20 protein-coding genes and 1 pseudogene are annotated in these 25,109 nt (G+C 60.9%); 13 read left to right on the forward strand and 8 right to left on the reverse strand.

The features are described 5' to 3' along the window. Window positions 1-168: 168 nt before the first annotated feature. Both MKS85_RS27295 and MKS85_RS27300 read left to right on the forward strand, forming a co-directional pair. Complete coding sequence (locus MKS85_RS27295) at window positions 169-873, forward strand: TetR/AcrR family transcriptional regulator (protein ID WP_107322866.1); 705 nt, start codon at window positions 169-171, stop codon at window positions 871-873. After that, on the forward strand, window positions 863-1,648 hold the full coding sequence (locus MKS85_RS27300; protein WP_310663201.1) for a pyrroline-5-carboxylate reductase dimerization domain-containing protein: 786 nt from the start codon (window positions 863-865) through the stop codon (window positions 1,646-1,648). Before MKS85_RS27295 ends, MKS85_RS27300 begins: the two co-directional genes overlap by 11 nt. A 275-nt stretch (window positions 1,649-1,923) precedes the next feature. Here MKS85_RS27300 and MKS85_RS27305 read toward each other — a convergent pair whose 3' ends face one another. Continuing rightward, the gene (locus tag MKS85_RS27305; protein ID WP_310663202.1) at window positions 1,924-3,960 is read right to left on the reverse strand and encodes an NADH:flavin oxidoreductase; all 2,037 of its coding nucleotides are present in this window, start codon (window positions 3,958-3,960) and stop codon (window positions 1,924-1,926) included. A gap of 359 nt (window positions 3,961-4,319) precedes the next feature. On the opposite strand from MKS85_RS27305, the gene MKS85_RS27310 reads away from it, so the two are divergent. Beyond that, the gene (locus tag MKS85_RS27310; RefSeq protein WP_076385501.1) at window positions 4,320-5,222 is read left to right on the forward strand and encodes a glycine betaine ABC transporter substrate-binding protein; all 903 of its coding nucleotides are present in this window, start codon (window positions 4,320-4,322) and stop codon (window positions 5,220-5,222) included. A gap of 135 nt (window positions 5,223-5,357) precedes the next feature. Here the strand turns inward: MKS85_RS27310 and MKS85_RS29090 are convergent, their stop codons facing one another. Next, complete coding sequence (locus tag MKS85_RS29090; protein ID WP_370695189.1) at window positions 5,358-6,212, reverse strand: methyl-accepting chemotaxis protein; 855 nt, start codon at window positions 6,210-6,212, stop codon at window positions 5,358-5,360. A 6-nt stretch (window positions 6,213-6,218) separates the two neighbouring features. Then, window positions 6,219-7,301, reverse strand: a pseudogene (locus tag MKS85_RS29095) (cache domain-containing protein); the annotation flags it as partial. 286 nt (window positions 7,302-7,587) lie between these two features. On the opposite strand from MKS85_RS29095, the gene MKS85_RS27320 reads away from it, so the two are divergent. After that, window positions 7,588-8,628 carry a GlxA family transcriptional regulator gene (locus tag MKS85_RS27320; protein WP_310663203.1) on the forward strand — a complete coding sequence of 347 codons (1,041 nt, stop codon included), beginning with the start codon at window positions 7,588-7,590 and terminating at the stop codon, window positions 8,626-8,628. An 82-nt stretch (window positions 8,629-8,710) separates the two neighbouring features. Here the strand turns inward: MKS85_RS27320 and MKS85_RS27325 are convergent, their stop codons facing one another. Continuing rightward, on the reverse strand, window positions 8,711-9,124 hold the full coding sequence (locus MKS85_RS27325) for a hypothetical protein (RefSeq protein WP_188251528.1): 414 nt from the start codon (window positions 9,122-9,124) through the stop codon (window positions 8,711-8,713). Window positions 9,125-9,440: 316 nt separating this feature from the next. Next, a complete protein-coding gene (locus MKS85_RS27330; protein WP_188251529.1) occupies window positions 9,441-10,163 on the reverse strand; it encodes a pirin family protein in 723 nt (240 codons plus the stop codon). 321 nt (window positions 10,164-10,484) lie between these two features. Between MKS85_RS27330 and MKS85_RS27335 the strand changes: the two genes are divergently transcribed. Both MKS85_RS27335 and MKS85_RS27340 read left to right on the forward strand, forming a co-directional pair. After that, on the forward strand, window positions 10,485-11,435 hold the full coding sequence (locus MKS85_RS27335) for a GlxA family transcriptional regulator (protein ID WP_047229361.1): 951 nt from the start codon (window positions 10,485-10,487) through the stop codon (window positions 11,433-11,435). A 183-nt stretch (window positions 11,436-11,618) separates the two neighbouring features. Continuing rightward, window positions 11,619-13,097 carry a winged helix-turn-helix domain-containing protein gene (locus MKS85_RS27340; RefSeq protein ID WP_281459374.1) on the forward strand — a complete coding sequence of 493 codons (1,479 nt, stop codon included), beginning with the start codon at window positions 11,619-11,621 and terminating at the stop codon, window positions 13,095-13,097. On the opposite strand, the gene MKS85_RS27345 is transcribed toward MKS85_RS27340, so the two are convergent. Then, entirely contained in the window at window positions 13,044-15,854 is a 2,811-nt protein-coding gene (locus MKS85_RS27345; protein WP_310663204.1) for a winged helix-turn-helix domain-containing protein, read from the reverse strand. The two genes, MKS85_RS27340 and MKS85_RS27345, sit on opposite strands and share 54 nt — an antisense overlap. A 479-nt stretch (window positions 15,855-16,333) precedes the next feature. Between MKS85_RS27345 and MKS85_RS27350 the strand changes: the two genes are divergently transcribed. The 7 genes from MKS85_RS27350 (at window position 16,334) to MKS85_RS27380 (ending at window position 23,159) form a co-directional block, all read left to right on the forward strand. After that, complete coding sequence (locus tag MKS85_RS27350) at window positions 16,334-17,155, forward strand: alpha/beta fold hydrolase (protein ID WP_047229364.1); 822 nt, start codon at window positions 16,334-16,336, stop codon at window positions 17,153-17,155. A 132-nt stretch (window positions 17,156-17,287) separates the two neighbouring features. Beyond that, window positions 17,288-18,235: a LysR family transcriptional regulator gene (locus MKS85_RS27355; protein WP_047229365.1), complete on the forward strand. Its 948-nt coding sequence runs from the start codon at window positions 17,288-17,290 to the stop codon at window positions 18,233-18,235. Then, window positions 18,232-18,645 carry a DoxX family protein gene (locus MKS85_RS27360; RefSeq protein WP_139050656.1) on the forward strand — a complete coding sequence of 138 codons (414 nt, stop codon included), beginning with the start codon at window positions 18,232-18,234 and terminating at the stop codon, window positions 18,643-18,645. Before MKS85_RS27355 ends, MKS85_RS27360 begins: the two co-directional genes overlap by 4 nt. Beyond that, window positions 18,638-19,264, forward strand: a complete 627-nt coding sequence (locus tag MKS85_RS27365) for an antibiotic biosynthesis monooxygenase (protein ID WP_188251534.1) — start codon at window positions 18,638-18,640, stop codon at window positions 19,262-19,264. The genes MKS85_RS27360 and MKS85_RS27365 overlap by 8 nt, the downstream gene beginning before the upstream one ends. A 145-nt stretch (window positions 19,265-19,409) precedes the next feature. Continuing rightward, the gene (locus MKS85_RS27370; RefSeq protein WP_076385492.1) at window positions 19,410-21,248 is read left to right on the forward strand and encodes an amidohydrolase; all 1,839 of its coding nucleotides are present in this window, start codon (window positions 19,410-19,412) and stop codon (window positions 21,246-21,248) included. A 146-nt stretch (window positions 21,249-21,394) separates the two neighbouring features. Beyond that, window positions 21,395-22,030, forward strand: a complete 636-nt coding sequence (gene ycaC, locus MKS85_RS27375; protein ID WP_139050654.1) for an isochorismate family cysteine hydrolase YcaC — start codon at window positions 21,395-21,397, stop codon at window positions 22,028-22,030. A gap of 250 nt (window positions 22,031-22,280) precedes the next feature. Continuing rightward, on the forward strand, window positions 22,281-23,159 hold the full coding sequence (locus MKS85_RS27380; protein WP_310663205.1) for a LysR family transcriptional regulator: 879 nt from the start codon (window positions 22,281-22,283) through the stop codon (window positions 23,157-23,159). Between the two features lie 55 nt (window positions 23,160-23,214). Here the strand turns inward: MKS85_RS27380 and MKS85_RS27385 are convergent, their stop codons facing one another. Then, window positions 23,215-23,691, reverse strand: coding sequence for a hemerythrin domain-containing protein (locus tag MKS85_RS27385; protein ID WP_160892945.1), 477 nt, complete (start codon window positions 23,689-23,691; stop codon window positions 23,215-23,217). 201 nt (window positions 23,692-23,892) lie between these two features. Beyond that, window positions 23,893-24,996 carry an NAD(P)/FAD-dependent oxidoreductase gene (locus MKS85_RS27390; RefSeq protein ID WP_310663206.1) on the reverse strand — a complete coding sequence of 368 codons (1,104 nt, stop codon included), beginning with the start codon at window positions 24,994-24,996 and terminating at the stop codon, window positions 23,893-23,895. Window positions 24,997-25,109 lie beyond the last annotated feature (113 nt).

The following is a 25,109-nucleotide window of genomic DNA, read 5'->3' on the forward strand; positions in this document are numbered from 1 at the left end:
GCCTGCCAGAGATACCGGTCAGGCAATTTGTGTAACCGAGAAACGATGGCGATAAGGCTGATGGTCGACTTCAAGACATATGTCTGTTCATGTCAATAAAATGTACTCACATGTACATTTTTGGGTCGTAGAGGTACATTGGTTTATGTATTTTGAAGGAGGCATGGGATGTCCCAGTTAGGGAAAGCACGTGGCAAGGCTCAAGACGCAGGCTGGCGGGGTTCGCCGGAGGGGTGGCTGGAAGCGGCCTACGAGGCTCTGAAGGAGTCGGGCATCGATGCTGTTCGGGTCATGCCGCTGGCCAAGCGCCTGGGCTTGTCACGCACCAGCTTCTACTGGTTCTTCGAGGACCGCGAGCAGTTGCTGGCGGCTTTGTTGTCTCGGTGGCGGGAGACCAATACCGGGGGCTTGATCAGGCAAAGCGAAAGTTATGCCGAAAGCATTTCCGAGGCGATCCTGAATGTGTTCGAGTGCTGGCTCAACCCGCAGTTGTTCGACTCGCAGTTCGAGTTTGCCGTGCGCAGTTGGGCGCTACAGTCCGCTGAAGTGGCCCAAGAGGTCGCTGCCGTAGACGAGCAGCGGATGAATGCTCTGGCGAGCATGTTCAAGCGCTTCGGTTATGACAGCCAAGGCGCTGATACCCGGGCCCGAACGATTTATCTGACGCAGATCGGCTATATCACCATGAATACGAGTGAGCTGATTACTGTGCGCTTCCAGCGCATTCCGCATTACGTGAGTATTTTCACCGGCAAAGTCCCCAAGCAGCGCGAGCTGGATCGCTTCTATGGGAAGTTCGGCTATGCCGAAAAGGAGCCTGGGATCTTTGTTCCCTTGACCGACACTTTCGAAGGCAGCACCGATGATCAATGAGACCGTGGGGATCATTGGCGGTACCGGCTGGCTGGGCGGGTCGATTGCCAAGGCGATGTTGGCGAAGGGACTGTTGCCGGCGGCGAACCTGGTCATTTCCAATCGTTCGGGAAACCACCCGTTGGCTCAGCAAGGTGCTTGCCTGGTCGCGGACAACCAGGACCTGGTGGATCGCAGCGACGTCGTGATCATCGCCGTTCGCCCCGAGCATTTCGCCAGCCTGAACATCAACGCGACGGGTAAAACCGTTATTTCTCTGATGGCTGGGATTGGCGCACAGACAATTGCTGCACAGACCTCGGCTGCGGCATTGGTGCGGGCGATGCCCAATGCGGCGGTGGAGATCGGGCAGTCCTTTACGCCTTGGTATTGCTTTGCAGAGGTAGCGGCAACGACGAAAAGCCTCGTGCAGCGCTTGTTCGAGTGTGTAGGCACGGCGGCAGAGGTGCAGCAAGAGGACTTCATCGATTACCTCTCGGCGCTCTCGGGTACGGGCCCGGCTTTCCCTGCCTTGTTGATGACGACGCTGGCCAATCAGGCGATGGCTGCCGGCATTCCCTGCGATATCGCCCAACGTGCCGCGAAAAATGTGGTGGTAAGCAGCAGCCAGTTGTTGGCCAGTCACGATGCCCAACACATGATCGACGCCCTGGTGGCCTACCGTGGGGTGACGGCTGCCGCCTTGCAAGCGATGATCGATGGGCACTTCGAGGAGCAGGTGGGCAGGGCGTTGCAGGCAGGTGCAGCGGTTGCTCGTCAGGGGCTTCAAGCCTGAAAAAAGCAGCCCCTGCGCGATCGGGGCTCGTGTGTGTATCGGTTGCTGGGGTAGCAGTTATCGCGAGCAGGCTCGCTCCCACATTCAATCTTCAGTCGATCTAAAATTCATGTCCAACACAGACCCCCTGTGGGAGCGAGCCTGCTCGCGATGACAACAGCACATCCGGCATCCACGTAGCTGAACCACCGCTATCGCCAGCAGGCTCGCACGGGGTGAAAGTCAATGTTAAGTCTCAAAAATGCCCCTGACTCATGGGGTCAGGGGCATGACCTTCAGACGTCTTTCACCAGCCGCAGTGCATCGTAGATAGCGGCATGGGTATTACGTGCCGACACCGCGTCGCCGATCCGGAACAGTTGAAAACGACCCTCGGGGTTGGTCACGATATTCTGGGTTTTCCCGGCGATCAGATTGTGCTGCTCCACCGCACCGTTGTTGCTCGAATGCGGGCGCAGGTCGAAGTACAGATCGTCCAGGGGCAGGGTGCCGTGGTTGATCACCACCTGATCGACCACGCGCTGCTTGTGCACTTGGCCATAATCGCTGCCGAAGCTGGCCACCAGCTGACCGTCGCGCGTCTCTACGGAGTCGACGCGATAGGTGACCGTGAAGGTGACGTTCAGGTCCTGCAGGCTGCGCATGTAAGGCACCAGGTTCATCGCCATCACCTCCGGCGCAAACGACCGGTCCGGCGTGACGATCTCCAGTTTTGCACCGCTGTTGGCAATGACCTCGGCCGCCTGTAGCGCCGCGTGGTCGCCGGCGTCGTCGAAGATCAGCACGTTCTTGCCAGGCTTGACGTCGCCGGAAATGATGTCCCAGGTCGACACCACCAGTTCATTGCCCTGCTTGAGCACCTCGGTGTGCGGCAAGCCGCCTGTGGCGACGATCACCACGTCCGGTTCCTCGGCGATGACGGTCTCGGCTTCGGCCCAAGTGTTGAAATGGAACTTCACGCCCAAGCGTTCGCATTGCGCCATGCGCCAATCGATGATGCTGATCATCTCGCGACGCCGTTCGCTCTGCGCGGTCAAGCGGATCTGGCCGCCGGGTTGGTCAGCCACCTCGAACACCGTGACGTCGTGGCCGCGCTCGCCGGCGACCCGCGCTGCCTCCAGGCCCGCCGGGCCGGTACCGATCACCACCACCTTGCGCTTGGTGGGTGCCTTGGGGATCTCGTGGGGCATGGTGGTTTCGCGCCCGGTGGCGGCGTTGTGGATGCAATACGCGGCGCCACCCTGGTAGATGCGGTCCAGGCAGTAGTTGGCGCCGACGCAGGGGCGGATGTCTTCTTCGCGTTTTTCGATAATTTTGCGCACGATGTGTGGATCGGTCATGTGCGCCCGCGTCATGCCGATCATGTCCACCTTGCCCGAGGCGATGGCGTGCCGTGCCGTGGCCACGTCCGGGATCTTGGCCGCATGGAACGTCGGGAAACCGGTGGCCAAGCGGATCTCGCCGGCAAAATCCAGGTGTGGCGAGTTACGCATGCCTTGGATCGGAATCACATCGGTGAGGCCCGCATCGGTATCGATGTGACCGCGAACGACGTTGAGAAAATCCACCAGCCCGCTGTCCTTGAGCATGTGGGAAATCTGGATGCCGTCTTTGGCACCGAAGCCGCCCGGCAGGTCCTCGTCTCCGGTGTAGCGCACTCCCAGCAGAAAGTCCTCGCCGCAGCGCTGGCGTATGCCACGCAGCACATCAAAAGTGAAGCGCAAGCGGTTTTCCAGCGAGCCGCCGTAGGGGCCGTCGAGGTCGTTGGTCAGCGGCGACCAGAATTGATCCATGAGGTGCCCGTACGCCTGTAACTCCAATCCATCAAGGCCTGCGGCCTTCATGCGTTCGGCGGCATCCACGTAGTCCTTGATGATCCGGTCGATGTCCCAGTCTTCCAGTTTCTTCGGAAAGGCCCGGTGGGACGCTTCGCGGCGATGAGAGGGCGATACGACCGGGAGCCAGTCGGCCTTGTCCCAGCGTGTACGCCGTCCCAGGTGGGTCAGTTGAATCATCACCGCGGCGCCATGTTCATGGCACTCGTCGGTCAGGTCCTTCATCCATTTGACCACCTCATCCTTGTACGCCAGCACGTTGTTGAACACCGGCGGGCTGTCACGGGAAACGGCAGCGGAACCTGCGGTCATGGTCAACGCCACGCCGGCCTTTGCCCGTTCAACGTGATACGCCCGGTACAGGTCCTTCGGCATGCCGTCGACGGGGTAAGCGGGCTCATGGGAGGTGGTCATGATCCGGTTTCTGAGCGTCAGGTGTTTGATCTTGTAAGGCTGCAGCAAGGGGTCGCTGGACATGGTGTTGCGCTCCGGAGCAGAACGTCAGGCGTGGTTTTGACATAACGGTAAGTTGGATGTTCATGTGTGTCAATGATTCAGACAGTGGTGTACATTTTTCTTGCGCCGTCAAAATGCCAGGATTAAGATCGGCTCGCAGCGAGGTGATTTGGCTTGCTCGGGGTGAGGGAACCCAGGCTTGGGCTCAAGAGGGCTAGAGGCACTGAAAATGTCTGCCGCAGTGAACGGCGCCATTGACCCCAACGTGAACGTAGAGATCAAAACCGCCTGAAGATGAGGGCGCTTTTGCGCTCATGAGTGAAGGTAATTGCTTCTGCTGTCCTGCCAACAACAACTCACACAGAACGCGGAGAGGCACTATGGTTACGTTATCCAGTAAGACTTTTAGCGGCTGGCTTGCAGGCCTGTGTATGGTCTTTTGCAGCTTGCTTGCCCATGCCGAGGAGCCTGCGCCTGTGCGCATTGGATGGGTGAATTGGTCGGATACGGAAATCGCTGTAAAGCTGGCAAGCACCGCCCTGCAAGACCACCTCAAGCAACCGGTCAAACTGGTGCTGGCCGATATCGGCATTCAGTTCCAGGCGCTGGCTAACGGTAATATCGACCTGATCCCGATGGTCTGGCTGCCGAGCACTCACAAAGCCTTCTATGACAAGTACAGCGACAAGCTCGAAGACCTTGGCGTGTTGTATGAAGGTCGGATCGGTATGGCGGTGCCAACTTCCATTGCCGCCAGTGAGATCGCCAGCATCGAGGATCTCAACAAACCAGATGTGCGGGAAAAGCTCGGCGGCAAAATCCTCACTTCAGAAGTGGGCAACGGCCAATACAAGCTGACAGAAAAAGCCATTGAGCTATACAAACTCGATGGCTACAAAATGGTTGCTTCGTCCGAATCCGGGATGTTGAGTGAGTTGGATCGTAACCTCAAGCGTGACAAATGGTCTTTGGTCAACGCCTGGAGCCCGCATTGGATGTTCTCCAAATGGTCGCTGCGCTATCTGGATGATCCCAAGAAGATTTTTGGGGGCGCAGAGCAGATTCACGCGGTGGCCCGCAAAGGTTTTAGCGCGGAGTATCCCGACGTCGCCCGCTTCTTCACTCACTTCAATATTCCTCAAGCTGACCTTGAGAGATTGATGGCGGCGGCGCGGGACAGTTCGGCAGACAAGGTGGTCGCCGAGTACTACGCAGCCAACAAACCGCGCTTCGAGGCCATGTTTGGCGGGCAAACCGCATCGGTGACAACAGGGCCGCAATGACTCGGTGACACAGCAAGTGTGGGAGCGAGCCTGCTCGCGATAGCGTCAGCACATTCAACATCAATGCAAGCTGACCCACCGCCATCGCGAGCAGGCTCGCTCCCACATTTGGGGTGGCTGTCTCAGGCTCTACAACTAGAACTTGAACCGCCCCACCAATCCTTTGAGCTGCCCGGAAATATCCGTCAAGCGCCCCGAGCCCGTCTGCGCCGAGTGGGCATATTCTTCCACCAGTTGTGCATCGGTATGGATTTGCGAGATGTGCCGGTTGATGTCCTCGGCCACCTGGTGCTGTTCCTCGGCCGCCGTGGCGATCTGGGTGTTCTGGTCGCGAATCGAGTCCACCGAGATACGGATCTTGTCGAAGCTGTCGCGGGCCTGCTGGATGCGTTCAACGCTGGTTTTGGAGCCCTGCAGACTGCCCTGCATCTGCAGGGTGACTTCCTGGGTCCGACGCGCGAGGTTGCCCAGCAGGCTGTCGATCTCGCCGGTGGAGTCGGCGGTACGCCGGGCCAGGGCGCGGACTTCATCGGCCACCACGGCGAACCCGCGACCTTGATCGCCGGCACGCGCCGCTTCGATGGCAGCGTTGAGGGCCAGCAGGTTGGTCTGTTCGGCAATCGAGCGAATGGTGTCGAGGATGGTGTTGATGTTCTTGCTGTCCTGCTCCAGCGCCTGCATGGTCTGGGTCGACTTTTGCAGATCCTCGCTCAATTTCAGCACACTGCCCGTGGCTTCCCCGATGTGATGCTGGCCGTCGTGCACGTCGCGATAACCTTCGTCCGCGCTGGAGGCGGCCTGGCTGCAAGAGCGGGCGACCTCGTTGGCGGTGGCGACCATTTCGTTGAACGCGGTGCTTACCAGTTCAACGGCCTGGCGTTGACGTCCGGCGGCTTCGTTCATGTTTTGCGCCACTTCGCTGGTATCGGCGGCGGCGCTTTGCAGGTCGGAGGAGGCGCTGCCAATGCGCTGCACCAATTGGGCGATCATGCCCAGGAACTGGTTGAACCAACTGGCCAGAGAGGCGGTTTCGTCCTTGCCTTGCACCGAGAGTTTGCGGGTGAGGTCGCCTTCACCTTCGGCGATTTCCTGCAGGCCATTGGCAACACCGCGAATCGGTCGCACGATCACGCTGGCGAAACTGGCGCCGACGATGGCGAACACCACCGCCAGCGCGGCGGCGATGATGGCGATCAACCAGGTCAGGCTCGCCGCTTCGGCCATGACTTCGTCGCGTTTGATCAGGCCGATGAAGCGCCAGCCCAGGCCTTTGGAACTGACGACGTTGGCCATGTAGGGCACCCCGTCGATCTCGATCTGAGTCACGCCATCACCGCTTTTGGCCAGTTCGGCATAGTTGGGGCCAATTTCTGCCATGGGCTTGAAGTTGTGCTTGGCATCGCTGGGATCGACCAGGACGTTGCCATTGGCTTCGACCAGCATCAGGTAACCGCTATCGCCCAGCTTGATGTTCTTGACCAGTTCGGTCAGTTGCTTGAGCGACACATCCAGGCCCACCACACCCACCAGCTTGCCGGCGGCGTCGGAGACCGTATGGACGATGCCGATCAGCGACACGTCGTCCGGTGCCCAGTAATAGGCGTCTGTGCGCACGGTGGTGCCCGGCGAAGCGATGGCAGCCTTGTACCAGGGGCGTACGCGAGGGTCGTAATTGGAAATTTTGGGATCGTCAGGCCAGCTGGCGTAACCGCCGTCGGCCAGCCCCAGAGAAAGATAGGCGGTGGTCGGATGGCTTTTGGCGAATCTGTCGAATATGTCCAGTAGCTGTTTGTTGTTCTCAGGCAGCGGAATTTGTGCAGCGTCGGCACCGGAATAGTTTTTCAGATCCTTGGCCGCGATAATCCGCGGGTCCTTGGCGAAGAACTCGACGTTCTGGCTGATGCCATCGAAGAACTGCTTCATGCCGTTGTCGATCTGGCGGATTTCACGGCCGCTGCTGTCCAGGAAGTTGGTTTGTGCGGCGTCGCGCAGGTTCAACACGACCAGCACCGCCACCAGGATAACTGGCAGGCAGGCGATGGCCGCGAACGCCCATGTCAGCTTCTGTTTGATATTCATGACTTCTCCCGCGGATATTTATAGGTGTTGAAACGGCGGAAACAGGAAACAGGAAACAGTAGCGGTGCGCGTTGCGAGTTTCTGGAACGGGGGAAGCGCCCATGCGTACCTACACGATATCGACCAGAATCGAAGGTACTTGAGGTCGAGGAGGGGGCGATGACCCTGCGGTGTCGCGAGTCGATTGCAGCCGTCGTGGTTAATCTGGAAGATGTGCCAATTGCTCTGCTGCTTAAAGCGCGAGCGTGATGCAAGTCCTGATGCCTTCATGTATTGACGAGGCCCTATGCCAAGCGCATTCGAGAGCGTACTTAAAAACAAAAACATGGCTTACCGGCCGCTCGGATCCTCAGGTGCTGACCAGGCTCCGGTTCGTGTCGCGTTCGTATTGATGGACAACTTCTCGATGATGTCCTTTACCGGTGCGGTGGATGCGCTGGTGACGGCCAACCTGATGAGCGACAGGCCTCTGTATGAGGTGCTGACGGTTGGGACCTCGGGGAGTCAGGTGACCAGTGACCTGGGGATCGTCATCTCTGCCGATATCGAGTTGGCGCAGTTGCCGGAAAACCAGGACGTCCTGATCGTCGCCGGTGGCTTTCGCGTGAAGTTGCAGGGCATGCCGCTGCTGCGACGCAAGCTGCGCGCCAACGCCGCGTCCGGGGCAATACTGGGCGGGTTGTGGAACGGCGTTTTTTTCGTCGCCGATGCCAGTTTGCTCGATGGTTTCGAGTGCGCGGTTCACCCGGAAAGTCGCGCCATGATGGCGGAGGTTTTTCCCCATGTGAAAGTTTCCAGCCGCGCTTATGTGGTGGACCGGCAGCGGGTCAGCTGCGCAGGTGCCAACAGCTCGCTGCGCATGATGCTTCAGTTGATCCGCCAGACGGGAGGCGAGGCGCTGGTGGGGGCGATCGAGGAGATCCTGCGGTGTGACGAGTCGGGCGACGCGTCGGATCTGCCGCCGGTCTTCGTCGAAACCGATCCGACGCTGCCAGAAAGTCTCAAGCTGGCGTTGGAGTTGATGTGGCAAAACATCGAGGAGCCGTTGACCATTGATGAGCTGGCGGCATGCGTGAAGATTTCCAAGCGGCAGTTGGAACGGCGCTTCTGCAGTTTCCTCGGCGCGACCCCGACACGTTATTACCTGGAACTGCGCCTGACCCGTGCGCGCCAACTTATCCAGCAGACCAATCGATCCGTCACAGAAATCGCCGTGGCGACGGGCTTTGTCAGCTCGCCGCACTTTCAGCGTCGTTTTCGGGATTTCTTCGGCGTTCCGCCCGGCAGTTATCGTTCGACGTTTGAGCGAAAACAAGCGTTGCGCTGAGGTAGCGCAGTTCACGCGGGCCTGCGCTAACGTGTGGCGTTGGCGCAGGTGCGAAGGTGCACTGCAGACCGGCGGCGTGGAATCAGGTTTTATCGTCGGGCAGTTCGTCGGCAGGCAGCTTGTCTGTCTGCGAGGCGGTCTGGGAGGCGGTCATGGTTGTGCCCTTGCAGAGCACTTTGCCAACCTCATCGGCTATCGAGCCTTCAATGATGCGACCTTGCATCTGGTCGAACTGGGCTTTTTCCAGGCCATCGAGGCTGTTGTACATCCCCATGTGGCGAACATTGCGCGAGGCGCAATCGATTTCCAGCTTTGTATAGTTGGTAAAGTAGCGGCCCGATCTTTGCAGCGTGGCCTGGATGGATGAATCGCTTTCAATAAACGAGACGATGGAGTATTCAGCGTCTGAATCGTCGTATTGGTAGGTGATTGTCTGGACGTCCGCAGTGGCGCAGCACGCAACGGAGAGTGCAACGAAAGAAATAACCGTTTTCATACTTTCTTCCATGAAATAAGCAGAAGCCAGGGGATTTTAATGGCCAAGTGAGATCATTTTGCTTGGCTTGTAACATTCAGTCAATATCACAGAGTGATGGCATCGCCCACCATTGGTCTGAAAGTTCAGTTGACCGGGAACTTATCCAGGCGTTTTTCCCATCAACCAAAGAGCGCATGGAAGGAGGGCGACGAGCCCTTGGATCCCATGCGCTACCTCTGATAGCAAAGCTCGATTGCGCCGGATTGCCCGACTTTTTTTAGACGCTTTTAGCGCCCATTGCTCAAGTGTTATAGCCGCGGTAATGGGCGACCGCTCATGGCATCTGCGGCAATTCCTGTGGTCGCAGATCAAACACCAGAACCTCGGCATCCTGACCGTTGCTCAACGTCAGCAGCTGTTCCTCGCGCACCCGTACGCCATCACCTTCCTGTAACGGCACCCCATTGAGCTCGACACTGCCGCGGGCTACATGCACGTAGGCATAACGATCAGGCGCCAATGTCAGGGTGGCGTTTTCCTTGCCGTCGAACAGCCCGGCATAGACCCGTGCGTCCTGGCGCACCTGGAGCGAGCCGTTGGCGCCGTCCGGGGAAATGATCAATTGCAGACGACCCCGTTTCTGTTCGGCGCTGAAGTGCTCCTGCTGATAGCGCGGTGTGGCGCCACTGACGTTGGGCACGATCCAGATTTGCAGGAAGTGCACCAGCTCCTCGGCACTGTGGTTGAACTCGCTATGGGCCACGCCGCTGCCGGCGCTCATCAGTTGCACATCACCGGGGCGAATGACGGAGCCGGTACCCAAGGTGTCCTTATGCTCCAGCGCGCCTTCAAGTACATAGGAAAAAATCTCCATGTCCCGATGAGGATGCTGGCCGAAGCCCTTGGCCGCGGCGACCCGGTCGTCGTTGATGACCAGCAGGTCGGAGAAGCCTTGTTCATTGACGTTGCGGTAGCTGGCAAAGGAAAAGGTATGGAACGAGGTCAGCCAGCCGTGGCGGGCAATGCCGCGGTCTGAAGCTTTGCGAAGGGTCAGCATGGTAGCTCTCCTGATGTGTATGGGCGGCGGCGTTGGGCGTTCGCCAGGTTCAGAAGAAGGTTAATGGTTATTGAATTGTTCAATAAGCAGGTGGAAAACGAAATACTGTCCGTTTTGAGTGGACAATAAGCGGTGCCTACCCGCAGGCGCGTGGCTTCGACATAATGTTGGTTTTGCAGGCTACACAAACCCTGTGGGAGCGAGCCTGCGTGCGTAAAGCCGCTTCAGCTTGGCCCTTTGTTGGTTGCCAGTGCGCTATCGTGAGCTGGCTCGCTCCCACAAGTGGCATCTGCAGGTCCTGAATATTTTGGCGTATTTTTGATGAAAACCGTTGCAATGGTGCTGTTCCCGGATTTTTTATTGCTCGACATGGCCGGGCCTCTTGAAGTGTTTTCCATCGCCAATCGTTACCTTGAACCCGATCTTCGTTATCAATTGCTGACCCTGGGAACCGAGCGCGGCGCGTTGCGAGCGTCCAATGGCGTGGCGGTACAGGCCGATATCCACATCGACCAGGCTTGGGCGGCCTATGACGTGTTGCTGGTGCCGGGTGGGCCGGGCGCCTATAACGACCAGCATCCGGGATTGCATACCTGGTTGCGCGCGGCAGCACCGCGGGCCACGCGCTACGGTTCCATTTGCACCGGCGTGTTTGTGCTAGGCGAGGCAGGGCTGCTTGACGGCTATCGCGTCACCACCCATTGGCACTACACCGAACGCCTGATTCAGCGTTTTCCCAAGGCACGGGTGGAGACCGATAAAATCTTCCTGCAGGATCGACGCTTGTTTACCTCCGGTGGTGTGACCGCCGGCATCGACCTGGCGCTGTCCATCGTCGCTCAGGACCACGGTCGTAAAGTCGCGCTGGATGTGGCCAAGGTGTTGCTGGTGGTGATGAAGCGCCAGGGCGGCCAGGCGCAGTTCAGCCCGCTGGTGGCGGCGGTGGCGGCTCAAGAGTCTGCCATTACCCGGGTGCAGCATCATGTGATGGAGCACCTGGAGGAACCGTTCACCATCGAACGCATGGCCGCGATCGCCGCCATGAGTTCGCGCCATTTCGCCCGGATGTTCGTTCGCGAAGTGAAGATGACGCCCATGGAGTTCCTGCAAGGTGCGCGCATCGACCGCGCCCGCCAGTTGCTGGAATCCACGGATTTGCCCCTCAAGACCGTGGCGTTTCGCAGTGGCTTCGGCAGTGTGCGGCACATGCGCTCGCTGTTCAGCGAAAAGCTTGGCCTGACCCCCGTGCAATACCGCCAGCAGTTCAGTTGAGCCGTCGGTGTCCGTCCAGGGCACCGCAATGTCCGTGATGCGCCCTGTGCCAGCATTGTCCTCTGGGCGATGGCTGCCAAGATAACCGCGAACCCTCTTGAAAGGATGCGCAGGAGCCAGGGCAGACGCGTTCGGATTGCCGTAGTGTCATGCCCGCGATGGTTATCCGGCGCTGGATCGCCCATGAACAGTTTCGCCAGACCCGACACCGAGCCGGCGGTGTGCTTCGGCCCGTTTAGCTTTTATCGCCAGCAGCGACTTGTCACGCGTGACGGCGAGCCTCTGGTATTGGGCGGTCGCGCCCTGGACATTCTTCAAGTATTGCTGGAGAACGCCGGTCACTTCGTCAGCAAGCAAGCGCTTATCGCGCGCGTCTGGCCTGACAGCGTGGTGGAAGACATCAACCTGCGGGTGCACATCGCGGCGCTGCGGCGGGCTTTCGGTGACGCGGCGCAGGGGGCGCGCTACATCCTCAATCATCCCCGGCAGGGCTATTGCTTTGCCGCGCCCGTGGTCGTGGATGCTGACGTCGAGCAGCCGATCGAGCGCCACAACCTGCCCGCGCGCCTGAGCCCGGTGATCGGTCGCGACAAAGTGCTGGGCCGGTTGCTCAGCGAGGTGCCCCGTCAGCGCCTGACCACCGTGACCGGACCGGGTGGGGTCGGCAAGACCACCGTGGTGCTGCGGGTGGCCGAACTGTTGCTGGAACACTTTGACCACGGTGCCTGGTTTGTGGACCTGTCCGCCATCAGCGACCCGTCGCAGGTGACGAGGCAGGTTTCCCGCACCCTGGGCCTGGGACATGGCGCCTTGGGCCAGCAACTGAAATCCTGGCGGGTTTTGCTGGTGCTCGATGGCGGCGACCATCTGCTCGACGCCTGCCGGGACCTGGCCCGGGCGTTGGGCGCATCGGCCCCGCAGGTCTCGCTGTTGTTCAGCAGCCGCGAGCCCTTGAATCTGACGGATGAGCGCGTCGTACAACTGCCGGGGCTGACAGTGGCCTCGCCCCGTGAGCCGGCGCACCAGATATTGGCGTGTCCGGCGGTGCAGTTGTTGATCGATCAGGTCGCTGCCCGGCAGCAGGGTTTCGAGCCCAATGACCGCGAGCTGGCGGTGATTGTCCAGATATGCCAACGCCTGGACGGGTTACCGCTGGCGCTGGAACTGGCGGCGGCCCAGGTGGGTGTGTTGGGCGTGGCGGGGGTCTTGGAACAGTTGGATTGTGGGCTGTCACTCTTGAACCATGGACGCCGCACGGCTGTGGCGCGCCATCGCAGCCTGGAGGCCATGCTGGATTGGAGTTTCGAGCGTTTGAGTGACGATGAGCAAGCCGTGTTCCAGCGCCTGGCCGTGTTCGATGGGCCGTTTACGCTCAAGGCTGCGCTGGCCGTCATCAGTTGTGCCGAGCTGGAAGCAGGGCAACTGCCTGGTCTGCTGTCACGGCTGGCGAACCAATCGCTGGTCATGGTTGAGCAGTGCGTGGACGGGGTTCGGTTCCACTTGCTCCACACCACGCGCGCCTATGCCCTGGAAAAATTGCGGCGCAGTGGTCAGTGGGTTGTTTTCAGCCGGCGCCACGCGCTGCAAGAAGCCTGGGAGGTTCGTCGTTCAAGGCCCCAGCCGTCGGGCCAGTTTTTGCAGGAGCGCGCCAGCTTGCTGTAGGTCGGGGGTGTTGAACCCTTCGCTGAAACGACGATAGACCGGCCCGAGCAGATCCTGGGCGGCATGGTCCATGCCCCGGCGTTGCCACAGCCGGGCCAGGGACATGGCGCTGCGCAATTCCCAAGCCAAGGCATTTTGCCGCCGGGCCACCGTCAGGGCGCTCAGCAGTTGCTCTTCGGCGCAGCGCTCAAGGGCGGGGTCGTTTTGCGCCAGCAGGGCTTCGGCATCGGCCCGCAAGATCTCCGCCGAACACCAGCCTGCCGCACCGTTGCGGGCGCGCTCGACCTGTGCCTGGTTGACGCAATCGATGCGCAGGGTGACGACGATGTCCTCGATCAGTCCTGCGTGGGTCGAACTCGCTTCCAGGGTTTCGTCATCGAAAGCGCGGGCATAGTGGCTGGCCCAGTCATGGAACAGCATGACCGAATGTTTTTTCGCCTGGTGCTTCAACAGTTCGAGCCTTTCCCGGGCGCGTGAATGATCGCCGTTGTAGTGCGCAATCACACAACCGCTCAGCGCCAGGGTGTAGCAGATCGAGATGCCGTGGTTGATCTGCAAGGCAATCTGCAGCGCAAGGTCGGCGGTGCGCCGGGCTTTCTCGGCAAAGCCTTGCAGCCAGAGAATGCGCGCCAGTACGGTCAGTGCCGCCACGCTCTGATCGTATTGCACGCCGAAGCCGTGGGAGAAACGGCTGAGGTGGCCGCTCTGGGCCAGGCGCTGGATCACTTGTTCGGCATCACGCCGGGCGGCCGTCTGGTCGCCGGTGAAATGCTGCGCCAGCACCCGCAGGCGTTGGGTGCTCAAGGACAGGGTCGGGTCGCCGTGCATGCCCAGTCGGTCGAAATCCAGGCTTTGCTCCAAGGCCTCTTGGTAGTTGCCGCAGCTGAGGTTGACGGTCATGAGCCCCGACACGGCTCGCAGCTCGCCAGCCAGGTCCTGGCATTGTTGCGCCAGGACCCGGGCCGTGGTGAAGGCTTCGACAGTGGCAGGCGTGCCGCCTTGGGTATGGTAATTGAAACTGGCATGGGCCAGTTCCAGGGCCAGGGTCAGTCGTGGGCACGGCACGGGGCTTTGGCGCAATAACGCCCGCGCCTTGCTCACGTAAAGCCCGTGCTCCCTGAGCAGCGACAACTCCTGCCAGAGGGGCAGGGTGCGGGCAGTCAGGCGGATCGCTACCGCATGCGACCCCTGCGGGCCCAGCCCTCGGTCGAGCGCGGCACGGATGTCGTCGCGATAGAGGGCGTAGCGGGCGATCCACTGCCGCGTGGGGGTCGTTTCCCAGTCTTTTTCGGCATGCTCCATCAGCGTCAGGCAGCGCTCGGCGTGACGCTGGTGGCTGGCAGCCAGTTCCCCGGCTTCAGTCAGTTTTTCCAGGGCATAGCTGCGGGTGGTGTCCAGCAGGCGATAACGCACCTCTTCATCGCCGACCTCGACGTTGAGCAGCGATTTGGCGACCAGTTGGCTGACCGACATCAGCACCTGGTCCGGCGCGATATGTTGACCCACGATCACCGCTGCGGCCGACGCCAGATTGAAGCTGCCCATGAACACCGCCAGCCGTCGCAGGCAGGTTTGCTCGCAGTCGGTAAGCAGCGCAAAACTCCAGTCCAGCGTGGCCCGCAGGGTTTGCTGGCGTGGTGCGGCGACGTTGGTGTCGTTGTGGAGCAGGGCGACGCTGTCTTGCAGTTGCCGGTGAAGTGCCTCCAGTCCGAATACCCCGATCTGACCGGCGGCCAGTTCGATGGCCAGGGGGATACCGTCCAGCCGACGGCAGATGTCGACCACCAGCGGTATGTCCTGATCCGTCAGCTCGAAGCTGTCATGACTGGCCATTGCCCGTTCGGCGAACAACTGCAGCGCCGGGAACTCCAGGGCCGGATACCCCTCGATGGGCATCTCCCGGGGTGGGAACGCCAGGGAATCCAGATGCTGCACGTGCTCGCCTTCGGCCCGCAGGCCTTCGCGGCTGGTGGCCAGGATGTGCAAGTGAGGCGCACCGCGCAGCAGGGTTTCACTGAGCTGGGCGATGGCATCGATCAGGTGCTCGCAGTTATCGATGACCAGCAGCAGGTGTTGCTCTTTGAGTCGCCGGGTGATGGCATCCAGCGGGTCGCCTTCATGCAGCGGCAGGTCCAGCAGCGCACACAGGTTTGGGACAATCATGCACGGATCGTTGAGCGACGCCAGGTCCAGCAGGTAGGCGCCGTCGCGGTAGTGACCGATCAACCGCTCAGCGACACGCAAGGCAACGGTGGTCTTGCCGATCCCGCCGGCCCCCACCAGGGTGATGAAACGTTTTCTCGGCAGCTGGGCCACCAGGTTTTCCACCAGGCCCTGGCGTCCGATCAGCCGGGTGCGGCGCGGCGGCAGGTTGTGGGCCAGGGAAGGGTGCGGGATGCGCGCCAGTTGCTCGACCGGCTCCAGGGACACCGGTGCGACGAAACTGTAACCGCGCTGCGCCACAGTGATGATGTAACGCTGCCCGGACTGGCCGTCTCCCAGGGCCTTGCGCAGCGCCGCCACGTGCACCCGCAGGTTGGTGTCTTCCACCACGCTCCTGGGCCAGACACGGGCCATCAGTTCGTGCTTGCTCACCACGTTTCCAGCGTGTTCGAGCAATACCAGCAGGATCTCCACTGCCCGGCGTCCCAGGCGTAACGGCTGCCCGGCCTCCAGCACCAGCCGCTGGCGAGGATGGACGCGGTAAGGGCCGAAATGCACCGTCTGTTCGACAGGCAGGTTGAGGTATTGGCTCATGTTGCTCTCAATGTTCTGGTCCCGGTGCAGGGGGCTTTTCCCGAGCATATTCCTCAGGTTTTGTTTCAAGCGCAACGGTGAACGTTTTCCAGACGCCGCGTTCTCTGTGGCGAGGGAGCTTGCTCCCGCTGGGCTGCGAAGCGGCCCCCAAGGCCCCGTTCCCAATCAATCTGGCACGCCGAGGTGACAGTCTTGGGGCTGCTGCGCANGGTGAACGTTTTCCAGACGCCGCGTTCTCTGTGGCGAGGGAGCTTGCTCCCGCTGGGCTGCGAAGCGGCCCCCAAGGCCCCGTTCCCAATCAATCTGGCACGCCGAGGTGACAGTCTTGGGGCTGCTGCGCAGCCCAGCGGGAGCGAGCTCCCTCGCCACAAAAGCAGTTTTCACACCGACGCTCCAAAAAAATTAACAACGTTTAACTCACGCAAATGCCCCCTCTGACCGGACCATTGAGCAATCCACCCACCTCAAGGAGTCACGTCATGAGCACCTTCATCACCCGCGACGGCACCGAGATCTACTACAAGGATTGGGGCAGTGGTCAACCGGTGGTCTTCAGCCACGGCTGGCCGTTGAACTCGGACAGTTGGGAGGCGCAGATGATGTTCCTGGCGTCCAACGGTTACCGCGTGATCGCCCATGACCGCCGCGGGCACGGGCGCTCCAGCCAGCCTTGGGACGGCAACGACATGGACACCTATGCCGATGACCTGGCCGAGCTGATCGAGCGGTTGGACCTCAAGGAGGCGGTGTTGCTGGGCTTCTCCACCGGCGGTGGCGAAGTCGCCCGCTACATGGGTCGTCATGGTGCCGCCCGCGTCGCCAAACTTGGGCTGATTTCGGCGGTGACCCCGTTGATGCTCAAGACCCCGGCCAACCCGGGTGGCTTGCCCGTGCAGGTGTTCGACGGTTTCCGCCAGGCCTCCCTGGCTGACCGATCTCAGCTATACAAAGATGTGGCCAGTTCGTTCTTCGGTGCCAATCGGCCGGGCGCCAAGGTCTCCCAAGGCATGATCGACTGGTTCTGGATGCAGGGCATGCTCGCCGGTCACAAGAACACCTACGACTGCATCAAGGCGTTCTCGGAGACGGATCTGTCCGAAGACCTGCGCAATATCGATGTGCCGACCCTGGTGGTGCATGGCGATGATGATCAGGTGGTCCCCATCGAAACCGCCGGTATCGCCGCCGCCAAGTTGCTCAAGAACTCGCAGCTGCTGATCTACCCCGGCGCGCCGCATGGCCTGACCGATACCCACAAGGACCGCCTGAACGCGGACCTGCTGGCGTTTATCCAGGGTTGACCAAGCCGCAAGCCTGTGGGAGCGAGCCTGCTCGCGAAAGCGGTGGGTCAGCTGGCACTTATGTCGACTGTGTTACCACATTCGCGAGCAGGCTCGCTCCCACAGGACCGGTATTCAACAGGAATAGCACCCATGAACCGCAATGATTTACGCCGCCTCGACATGAACCTGCTGGTGATCTTCGAGGCGCTGATGTTCGAGAAGAACCTGACCCGTGTCGCCGAAAAGCTGTTCATGGGCCAGCCGGCGGTGAGCGCGGCGCTGGGACGGCTGCGGGATCTGTTTGACGATCCGCTGCTGATCCGCAACGGTCGCGGCATGGAGCCGACGCCGCGGGCCCTGGCGATCCTGCAGGAACTGCAGCCGGCCATGGATACGATTTCGGGCGCGGTCAGCCGGGCCAAGGCTTTCGATCCATCCACCAGTTGCGACGTGTTCCGCATCGGTTTGTCCGACGATGCCGAATTCGGCCTGTTTCCACCCTTGCTCAGTCAACTGCGCGAAGAAGCACCCGGCATCATTGTGGTGGTGCGCCGGGCCAATTTTCTGCTGATGTCGTCGCTGTTGGCCAGTGGTGAAATCAGCGTCGGCGTGAGTTACACCACCGACCTGCCGGCCAATGCCAAGCGCAAGAAATTGCGCGACATTCCCTGCAAGGTCTTGCGCGGCGACCAGCGCCCTGGGCCGCTGACCCTGGACGAATACTGCGCGCGGCCCCATGCCATGGTTTCGTTTTCGGGCGACCTGAGCGGCAACATCGACCTGGACCTGGCTCGCATCGGTCGAACGCGCAAAGTGGTGTTGGCGGTGCCGCAGTTCAGCGGTCTGCGAGCCTTGCTGGCAGGCACCGAACTGATCGCCACCGTGCCTGACTACGCCGCCTGCGCGCTGGTGGAAGGCTGCGCGTTGCGCGCGGAGGATCCGCCGTTCCAGATCAATGCCGCCGAGTTGTCGATGGTTTGGAGCGGTGTGCATGACAACGATCCGGCCGAGCGCTGGCTGCGCTCGCGCATTGCCACCCACATGTCTCAATCGTTACCGGCCGCCGCCTATGCGGATCTGGATGGAGTACAGCGATGAGCAATGTGCACGAACGTTCCCTGCAGGATCTGGGTTTGCTGTTTCTGCGCCTGAGCGGTGGGCTGTTTTTACTGTGGGTCCACGGGCTGCCCAAGCTGTTGCATTACAGCGTTGAGCTGACGCGCATCGAGGATCCGTTTCACCTGGGCGCCGCGCCCACCCTGATGCTGGCGATTTTCGCCGAAGTGCTTTGCCCCCTGTTGATCATGGCCGGGGTCCTCGTGCGTCTGGCGTGCGTGCCCATCCTGTTTCTGCTGGCCGTCGCACTTGTGGTGGTACATCCGCAGTGGACCCTGGAAGAAGGGCAGTTCGGCTGGCTGCTGCTGATTGTATTTACCAGCGTGTTGATTGCCGGGCCTGGGCGTCTGGCGATGAACACGCGTTTTGTTGGAGTGCTACGTCATGTCTGAACCTCAAACCGTTGAATCCACCAGCGGCCCTGCAAAACCCGGCTTCGACGAAATCGTCACCCTGGTGATCAAGCACCGGATCAAGTCCGGCCAGGACGCGGCTTATGAGGCCTGGTTGCGCCGCACCGTGCAGGTGGCTGGTCAGTGGCCTGGGCACTTGGGTGTGGATGTGGTGCGGGGCAAGCTGGGCGGGCTGTCGCTGTTTACCTGCGTGCTGCGTTTCTGCTCCACCGAGGCGATGCAACGCTGGCTGGATTCGCCCCAGCGCCGCGAGCTGGTGGAAGAGGCCGCGCCGCTGCTGGCTGATGGCGACCAGACCGAAGTCGCCCCCCACAAGGAGTTCTGGTTCGCCCCGCTGGCCGATGCCGCCATTCCTCCGCCACGCTGGAAACAGGCGGTGGTGACGCTGTTGGTCATCCTGCCCCACACCTTGCTGGTACCGCTGATCTGGGGGCCTGTGCTGCAACTTCACGCATTTCTTTCCAACTACGTAGTCGCCACATTCCTGATCACCCTGACCATCGTGCTGTCGGTGGTGTACGTGTGCATGCCACTGGCCACCCGCCTGTTCGCGCCGTGGCTAGAAGCCTCTCAAACCCACGAACACCTGGAGCCCTAAGCAGCGCCGAGCTGTTGTGACAAACACTGTTGTGGCAAGGGGGTTTTGTGGCGAGGGGATTTATCCCCGCTGGCTGCGGAGCAGCCCCCTGCTAAATGCCACCACCGATTGATTCACCTGCACATTTATCGCCAAAGGAAGTCCGATGAACGCCGATCTGATTCTATTCAATGGCCAGTTCCATACCGTCGACCGTGAGAAACCCCGCGCCAGTGCGGTCGCCATCAGCCAGGGGCGCTTCGTCGCGGTAGGGACCGACGCCGAGGCCATGGCCCTGCGCGGCAGCGGCACCCAGGTTATCGATCTCAAGGGCCGTACCGTCATCCCCGGGCTCAATGACTCGCACTTGCACCTGATCCGTGGTGGCCTGAACTACAACCTGGAACTGCGCTGGGAAGGCGTGCCTTCCCTGGCCGATGCCTTGCGCATGCTCAAGGACCAGGCAGATCGCACACCGACGCCGCAATGGGTGCGGGTGGTGGGCGGCTGGAACGAATTCCAGTTTGCCGAAAAACGCATGCCGACCCTTGAAGAACTCAACCAGGCAGCCCCGGACACCCCGGTATTCGTCTTGCACCTGTATGACCGAGCCTTGCTCAACCGCGCGGCGCTACGAGTGGCTGGCTACACCCGCGATACGCCAAACCCGCCGGGCGGCGAGATCGTGCGCGACAGCAAGGGCGAACCCACCGGCATGCTGGTGGCGCGGCCCAACGCAATGATCCTTTACTCGACTTTGGCCAAGGGGCCGAAGCTGCCTTTGGAGTATCAGGTCAACTCCACGCGCCAGTTCATGCGTGAACTCAATCGCCTGGGCCTGACCAGCGCCATTGATGCCGGCGGCGGCTTCCAGAATTACCCGGATGATTACGCGGTGATCGAGCAGTTGGCCCGGGAGCAGCAGTTGACGGTGCGCATCGCCTACAACCTGTTCACCCAGAAGCCCAAGGAAGAACTCACCGACTTCAAGAACTGGACCGGCAGCGTCAAGTTGCACCAGGGCGATGACTTCCTGCGGCACAACGGCGCCGGTGAGATGTTGGTGTTTTCGGCAGCGGATTTTGAAGACTTCCTCGAACCGCGTCCGGACCTGCCACCGGGCATGGAGCAAGATCTGGAGCCGGTGGTTCGGCACCTGGTGGAGCAGCGCTGGCCGTTCCGCCTGCATGCCACCTATGACGAATCCATCAGCCGCATGCTCGATGTGTTCGAGAAGGTCAACCGCGACATTCCGTTCAACGGTCTGCCGTGGTTCTTCGACCACGCCGAGACCATCACACCGAAGAACATCGAACGCGTGCGAGCGCTGGGCGGCGGTATCGCAATCCAGGACCGCATGGCCTTCCAGGGTGAATATTTCGTCGATCGCTACGGTGCCAAGGCCGCCGAAGCCACGCCACCGATCAAGCGCATGCTGGCCGAAGGCGTACCGGTGGGGGCTGGTACCGACGCTACTCGGGTGTCGAGCTACAACCCCTGGACCTCGCTGTACTGGATGGTCAGCGGCCGCACCGTCGGTGGCCTCTCGTTGCACGAAGAAGGCCTGCCGCGCCTGACGGCGCTGGAACTGTTCACCCATGGCAGCGCCTGGTTCTCCTCGGAGCAGGGCAAGAAAGGCCAGATCAAGGTCGGCCAACTGGCGGACCTGGCGGCACTGAGCGCGGATTTCTTCAGCGTCGAGGAAGAGGCCATCAAGTGGATCGAGTCGGTGCTGACAGTGGTCGACGGCAAGGTGGTGTACGCCGCCGGCGACTTCGAAAAACTCGGCCCCGCCAGCGTGCCGGTACTCCCGGACTGGTCGCCGGTGGTCAAGGTGCCCGGCCACTGGCGTCCGACTTCACCGTTGCAGGCGCAAGTCCACCAGTGCAGCGGCCCGTGCACGGTGCACGCCCATAGCCATGAACGGGCGCGGCTGTCGAACGTTCCAGTCAGCGATTTCCAGGGCTTCTGGGGCGCGTTTGGCTGTTCCTGCTTTGCCTTTTGACTAACGCACCGATTTTCTCCTGTGGGAGCGAGCTTGCTCGCGATGGCGGCGGAACATTCAACATCGCCTCCGCCTGACATTCCGCTATCGCGAGCAAGCTCGCTCCCACAGGGTTTTGTCACAAACCATCCCAAAGGAGTCATCCCATGAGCAACGTTCCTGCTTACGCTTACAATCGCCTGAACAAGGACGACGCAGTCGTTCTGCTGGTCGATCACCAGACGGGTCTGATTTCCCTGGTCCAGGACTTCTCGCCCAACGAGTTCAAGAACAACGTGCTGGCCCTGGCTGACCTGGCGAAATTCTTCGAGCTGCCAACCATCCTGACCACCAGCTTCGAACAAGGCCCCAACGGCCCGATCGTGCCGGAGCTCAAGGAAATGTTCCCGGACGCGCCGTACATTCCGCGCCCAGGCCAGATCAACGCCTGGGACAATGAAGACTTCGTCAAGGCGATCAAGGCCACCGGCCGCAAGCAACTGATCATCGCTGGCGTGGTAACCGACGTCTGCGTGGCATTCCCGACGCTGTCGGCGCTGGCCGAAGGTTTCGAAGTGTTCGTCGTCACCGACGCTTCGGGCACGTTCAACGAAACCGTGCAACAGGCGGCCTGGGTGCGCATGACGGCTGCTGGCGCGCAGATGATGAACTGGTTCTCGGTGGCCTGTGAGCTGCACCGCGACTGGCGCAACGACATCGAAGGCCTGGGCAATCTGCTGTCCCAGCGTATTCCCAACTACCGCAACCTGATGAACAGCTATTCGGCGCTGACCGCCAAGTAAGCTGAGTGGTTGCTGCTGGATGACGCCCGCCTTGTGCGGGCGTTTTTGTGCCTGGCATCCACTTTTCGGCAAGCTGATCGGCCGTCATCGCGAGCAGGCTCGCTCCCACATTTATTCAGGGTGACCACAAGATCCTTGTGGGAGCAAAGCTTGCTCGCGATGACGGCTACACCTTCACCCTCTATGCAACCTGTCTCACCCTATCCACAATACCCACCAGAACATCCTGACTGTCCACCCTGGAATGACAATGAACCCCTTCGAAGAAATGCGCATTTTTGCCCAGGTCATGGAGTCGGGCAGTTTCACCGCGGCGGCGGAAAAGCTCGGGCTGTCCAAGCAGTTCGTCAGCCGCAAGCTCATGGAACTGGAGCAACGACTGGGCGTGCGTTTGCTCAATCGCTCGACACGACGGCTGGATGTGACACCGCTGGGCCAGCGCTATTACGAAGCAGCGCTGCGCCTGCTCAGTGAAGTCGAACAGGTGGAGCAGGGCATCAGCGGCCAGACCAGCGAGCCTCGCGGCACCATTCGTCTTAGCGCACCACTTTCGTTCGCGGTCGCGCACCTGGGCAGCCTGTTACCGCTGTTCTTGCAGCGCCACCAAGAGGTGAGTGTCGAAGTGGATTTGAGTGATCGCTCGGTTGACCTGCTGGGGGAAGGCTACGACATTGCGCTGCGCATTGGCGTGCTGGAGGATTCGACGTTGATCGCCCGGCGTATCGCGACCATCGAGCGAGTGTACTGCGCTAGCCCCGCCTACCTGGCGCAACGCGGTACGCCCGAACGGCCCGAAGACCTGCGCAATCACGATTGCCTGCCCTATGGGCATAGCCGTCAGGTGCAATGGCGGTTCGGTGGACGCAGCAAACCGCTGACCCTGGAGGTCGCCGGACGCATGCGTGCCAATAACGGCGATTTGCTCAGGGACGCGGCTGTCGCGGGCATGGGCATCACGTATCTGCCGACGTTCATTGTCGGAGAGGCATTGAAGGACGGTCGATTGATCAAGGTGCTCGAAGGCTTCGAGACAGAGGCGTTGGCGCTGTCGGCGGTCTATCCGCAACATCGGCAAAGTTCGCGCCCGGTGCAGGCGCTGTTGGAGTTCTTGCGAGAACAGATGCAGTGAGCTGCCCGGCTGCGTTCAGCCGTGGCAAACGGCTGAACGCATCGGCAGCGCCTGATCAAGCGGCCATGCTGGAGCTGCTCATTTCTTTTTTGTACTGCGCCTTCATGGCTTCCATCTGCTCGCCCAACGACTCCAGCGTCGCTTTGCCCAGCAGCTTTTTGGCTTGAGGGAACATCTCGGTTTCCTCTTCTTCGATATGGTGCTCAAGCAACTCTTTGACCACTTTCACCCGGCCGGCAAATTCTGGGGTGGACGGGTCGGTGTTCTTCAGGTCCGGCAGCACCAGCGAGTCGACGGTGCGGTGCTCTTCCTTGGCCTCGTAGTACATCTCGGCCTGCTCCTTGCCGCCGGCCTGCTTGTAGGCCGGATAGAGAATCTCTTCTTCCAGTCGGGTATGAATGGAGATTTCCATTTCCAGCTTCGCCAACAGGTCGGTGCGTTTCTTGATGCCCCGGCTGGTTGATTCGCTCAGCTGGGCAAGGATGGCCTTGACGCGTTCATGGTCGGCTTTCAACAGGTCGATGGCGTTCATATGTAGCTCCTGGCAATTCACGGATGCGGGCCGGCTTCAAGCGCCAACGCCGCGTTACAGGGAAATTGCATCAGTCGTGCCAGCCAATGATTTATATAAACTCGTTTTAAAACAGCAGGTTATATCGGCCTGTTTTTTGCGGGTCGTGCAGCCTGCATGAGGGCATGGAAAAATGCATTGCACTTTGCGCTGCCCCCTCCGCTAGACGATCAGTTGCCGCACCCGCCCGGCGAGCGCCAAGCAGGAGGTCAGCCCTGGCGATTCGATCCCGAACAGATTGATCAGCCCCGGGACCTGATGCTCGGCGGGGCTGCTGATGAGGAAGTCCCGGGCCGGCTCGTCGGGGCCGGAAATTTTCGGGCGGATGCCGCTATAGCCCGGTTGCAGGCTTTGGTCCGGCAAGCCAGGCCAATAATTGCGAATCGCCGGGTAGAAGGCCTCGGCCCGGACCGGGTCCACGCGGTAGTCCTCGCGCTCGAGCCACTCGGTGTCCGGGCCGAATCGGGCCTGGCCCGCCAGGTCCAGGGTCATGTGAATGCCCAAGCCGGCAGCTTCCGGAGCGGGGTAGATCAGATGTCGAAAAGGCGCGCGTCCAGTCAGGCTGAAGTAGTTGCCCTTGCACAGATAATCGCGGGGCACCGAGTGCGGCGCCAAGCCTTCGATACGGCGGGCGAGGGCGGGCGCCTGGAGGCCGGCGGCGTTGATCAGTCGGCGGCAGGACACGCTCATCTGCGCCGTACCACCCAGCTCCAGCATGAAACCTCCGGTGATGGTCCGTGCCCCCAGCAAGGGCGTGTGGAATACGATGTCGGCACCGGCCGCTTCGGCATCCCCCTGCAAGGCCAGCATCAGTGCGTGCGCGTCGACGATACCGGTGGAAGGCGAATACAGCGCGGCGACGCAGGCCAGAGCGGGCTCCAGCTCCAGCGCCTGCTGCTGATCGAGCAGACGCAGGTCGTCGACACCGTTCTTCAATCCTCGCTCAAGCAAGGCCTTGAGCCCCTCCACCTGAAACTGATCCTTGGCAACGATCAATTTGCCAAGCCTGTGGGTCGCGACCCCATGACTCGCGCAATACGCGTACAACTGTTGGCGACCTTCGACGCACAACTGTGCCTTGAGGCTCCCCGGAGGGTAATAAATGCCGGCATGGATGACTTCGGAATTGCGCGAGCTGGTGCCCATGCCGATGGCTTCGCCGGCTTCGATCAACAGCACTTCGTGACCGGCCTGGGCCAGTTCCCGAGCCACGGCGAGCCCGACCACGCCCGCGCCCACTACCACGCAATCGATGTCCATGCCCAAAGCCTTTCCCTCTTGGAGTCGTATGTTCAAGCGCCTCAGGATAGCCCGAGGTAGGCGACTTCTACAGCCCAAAAAAATCTATGGTCACCCCCATTTTTGCAATACTGATTAAT

It is taken from the genome of Pseudomonas sp. JL2, assembly GCF_031570495.1.
Lineage (GTDB): Bacteria > Pseudomonadota > Gammaproteobacteria > Pseudomonadales > Pseudomonadaceae > Aquipseudomonas > Aquipseudomonas rhizophila.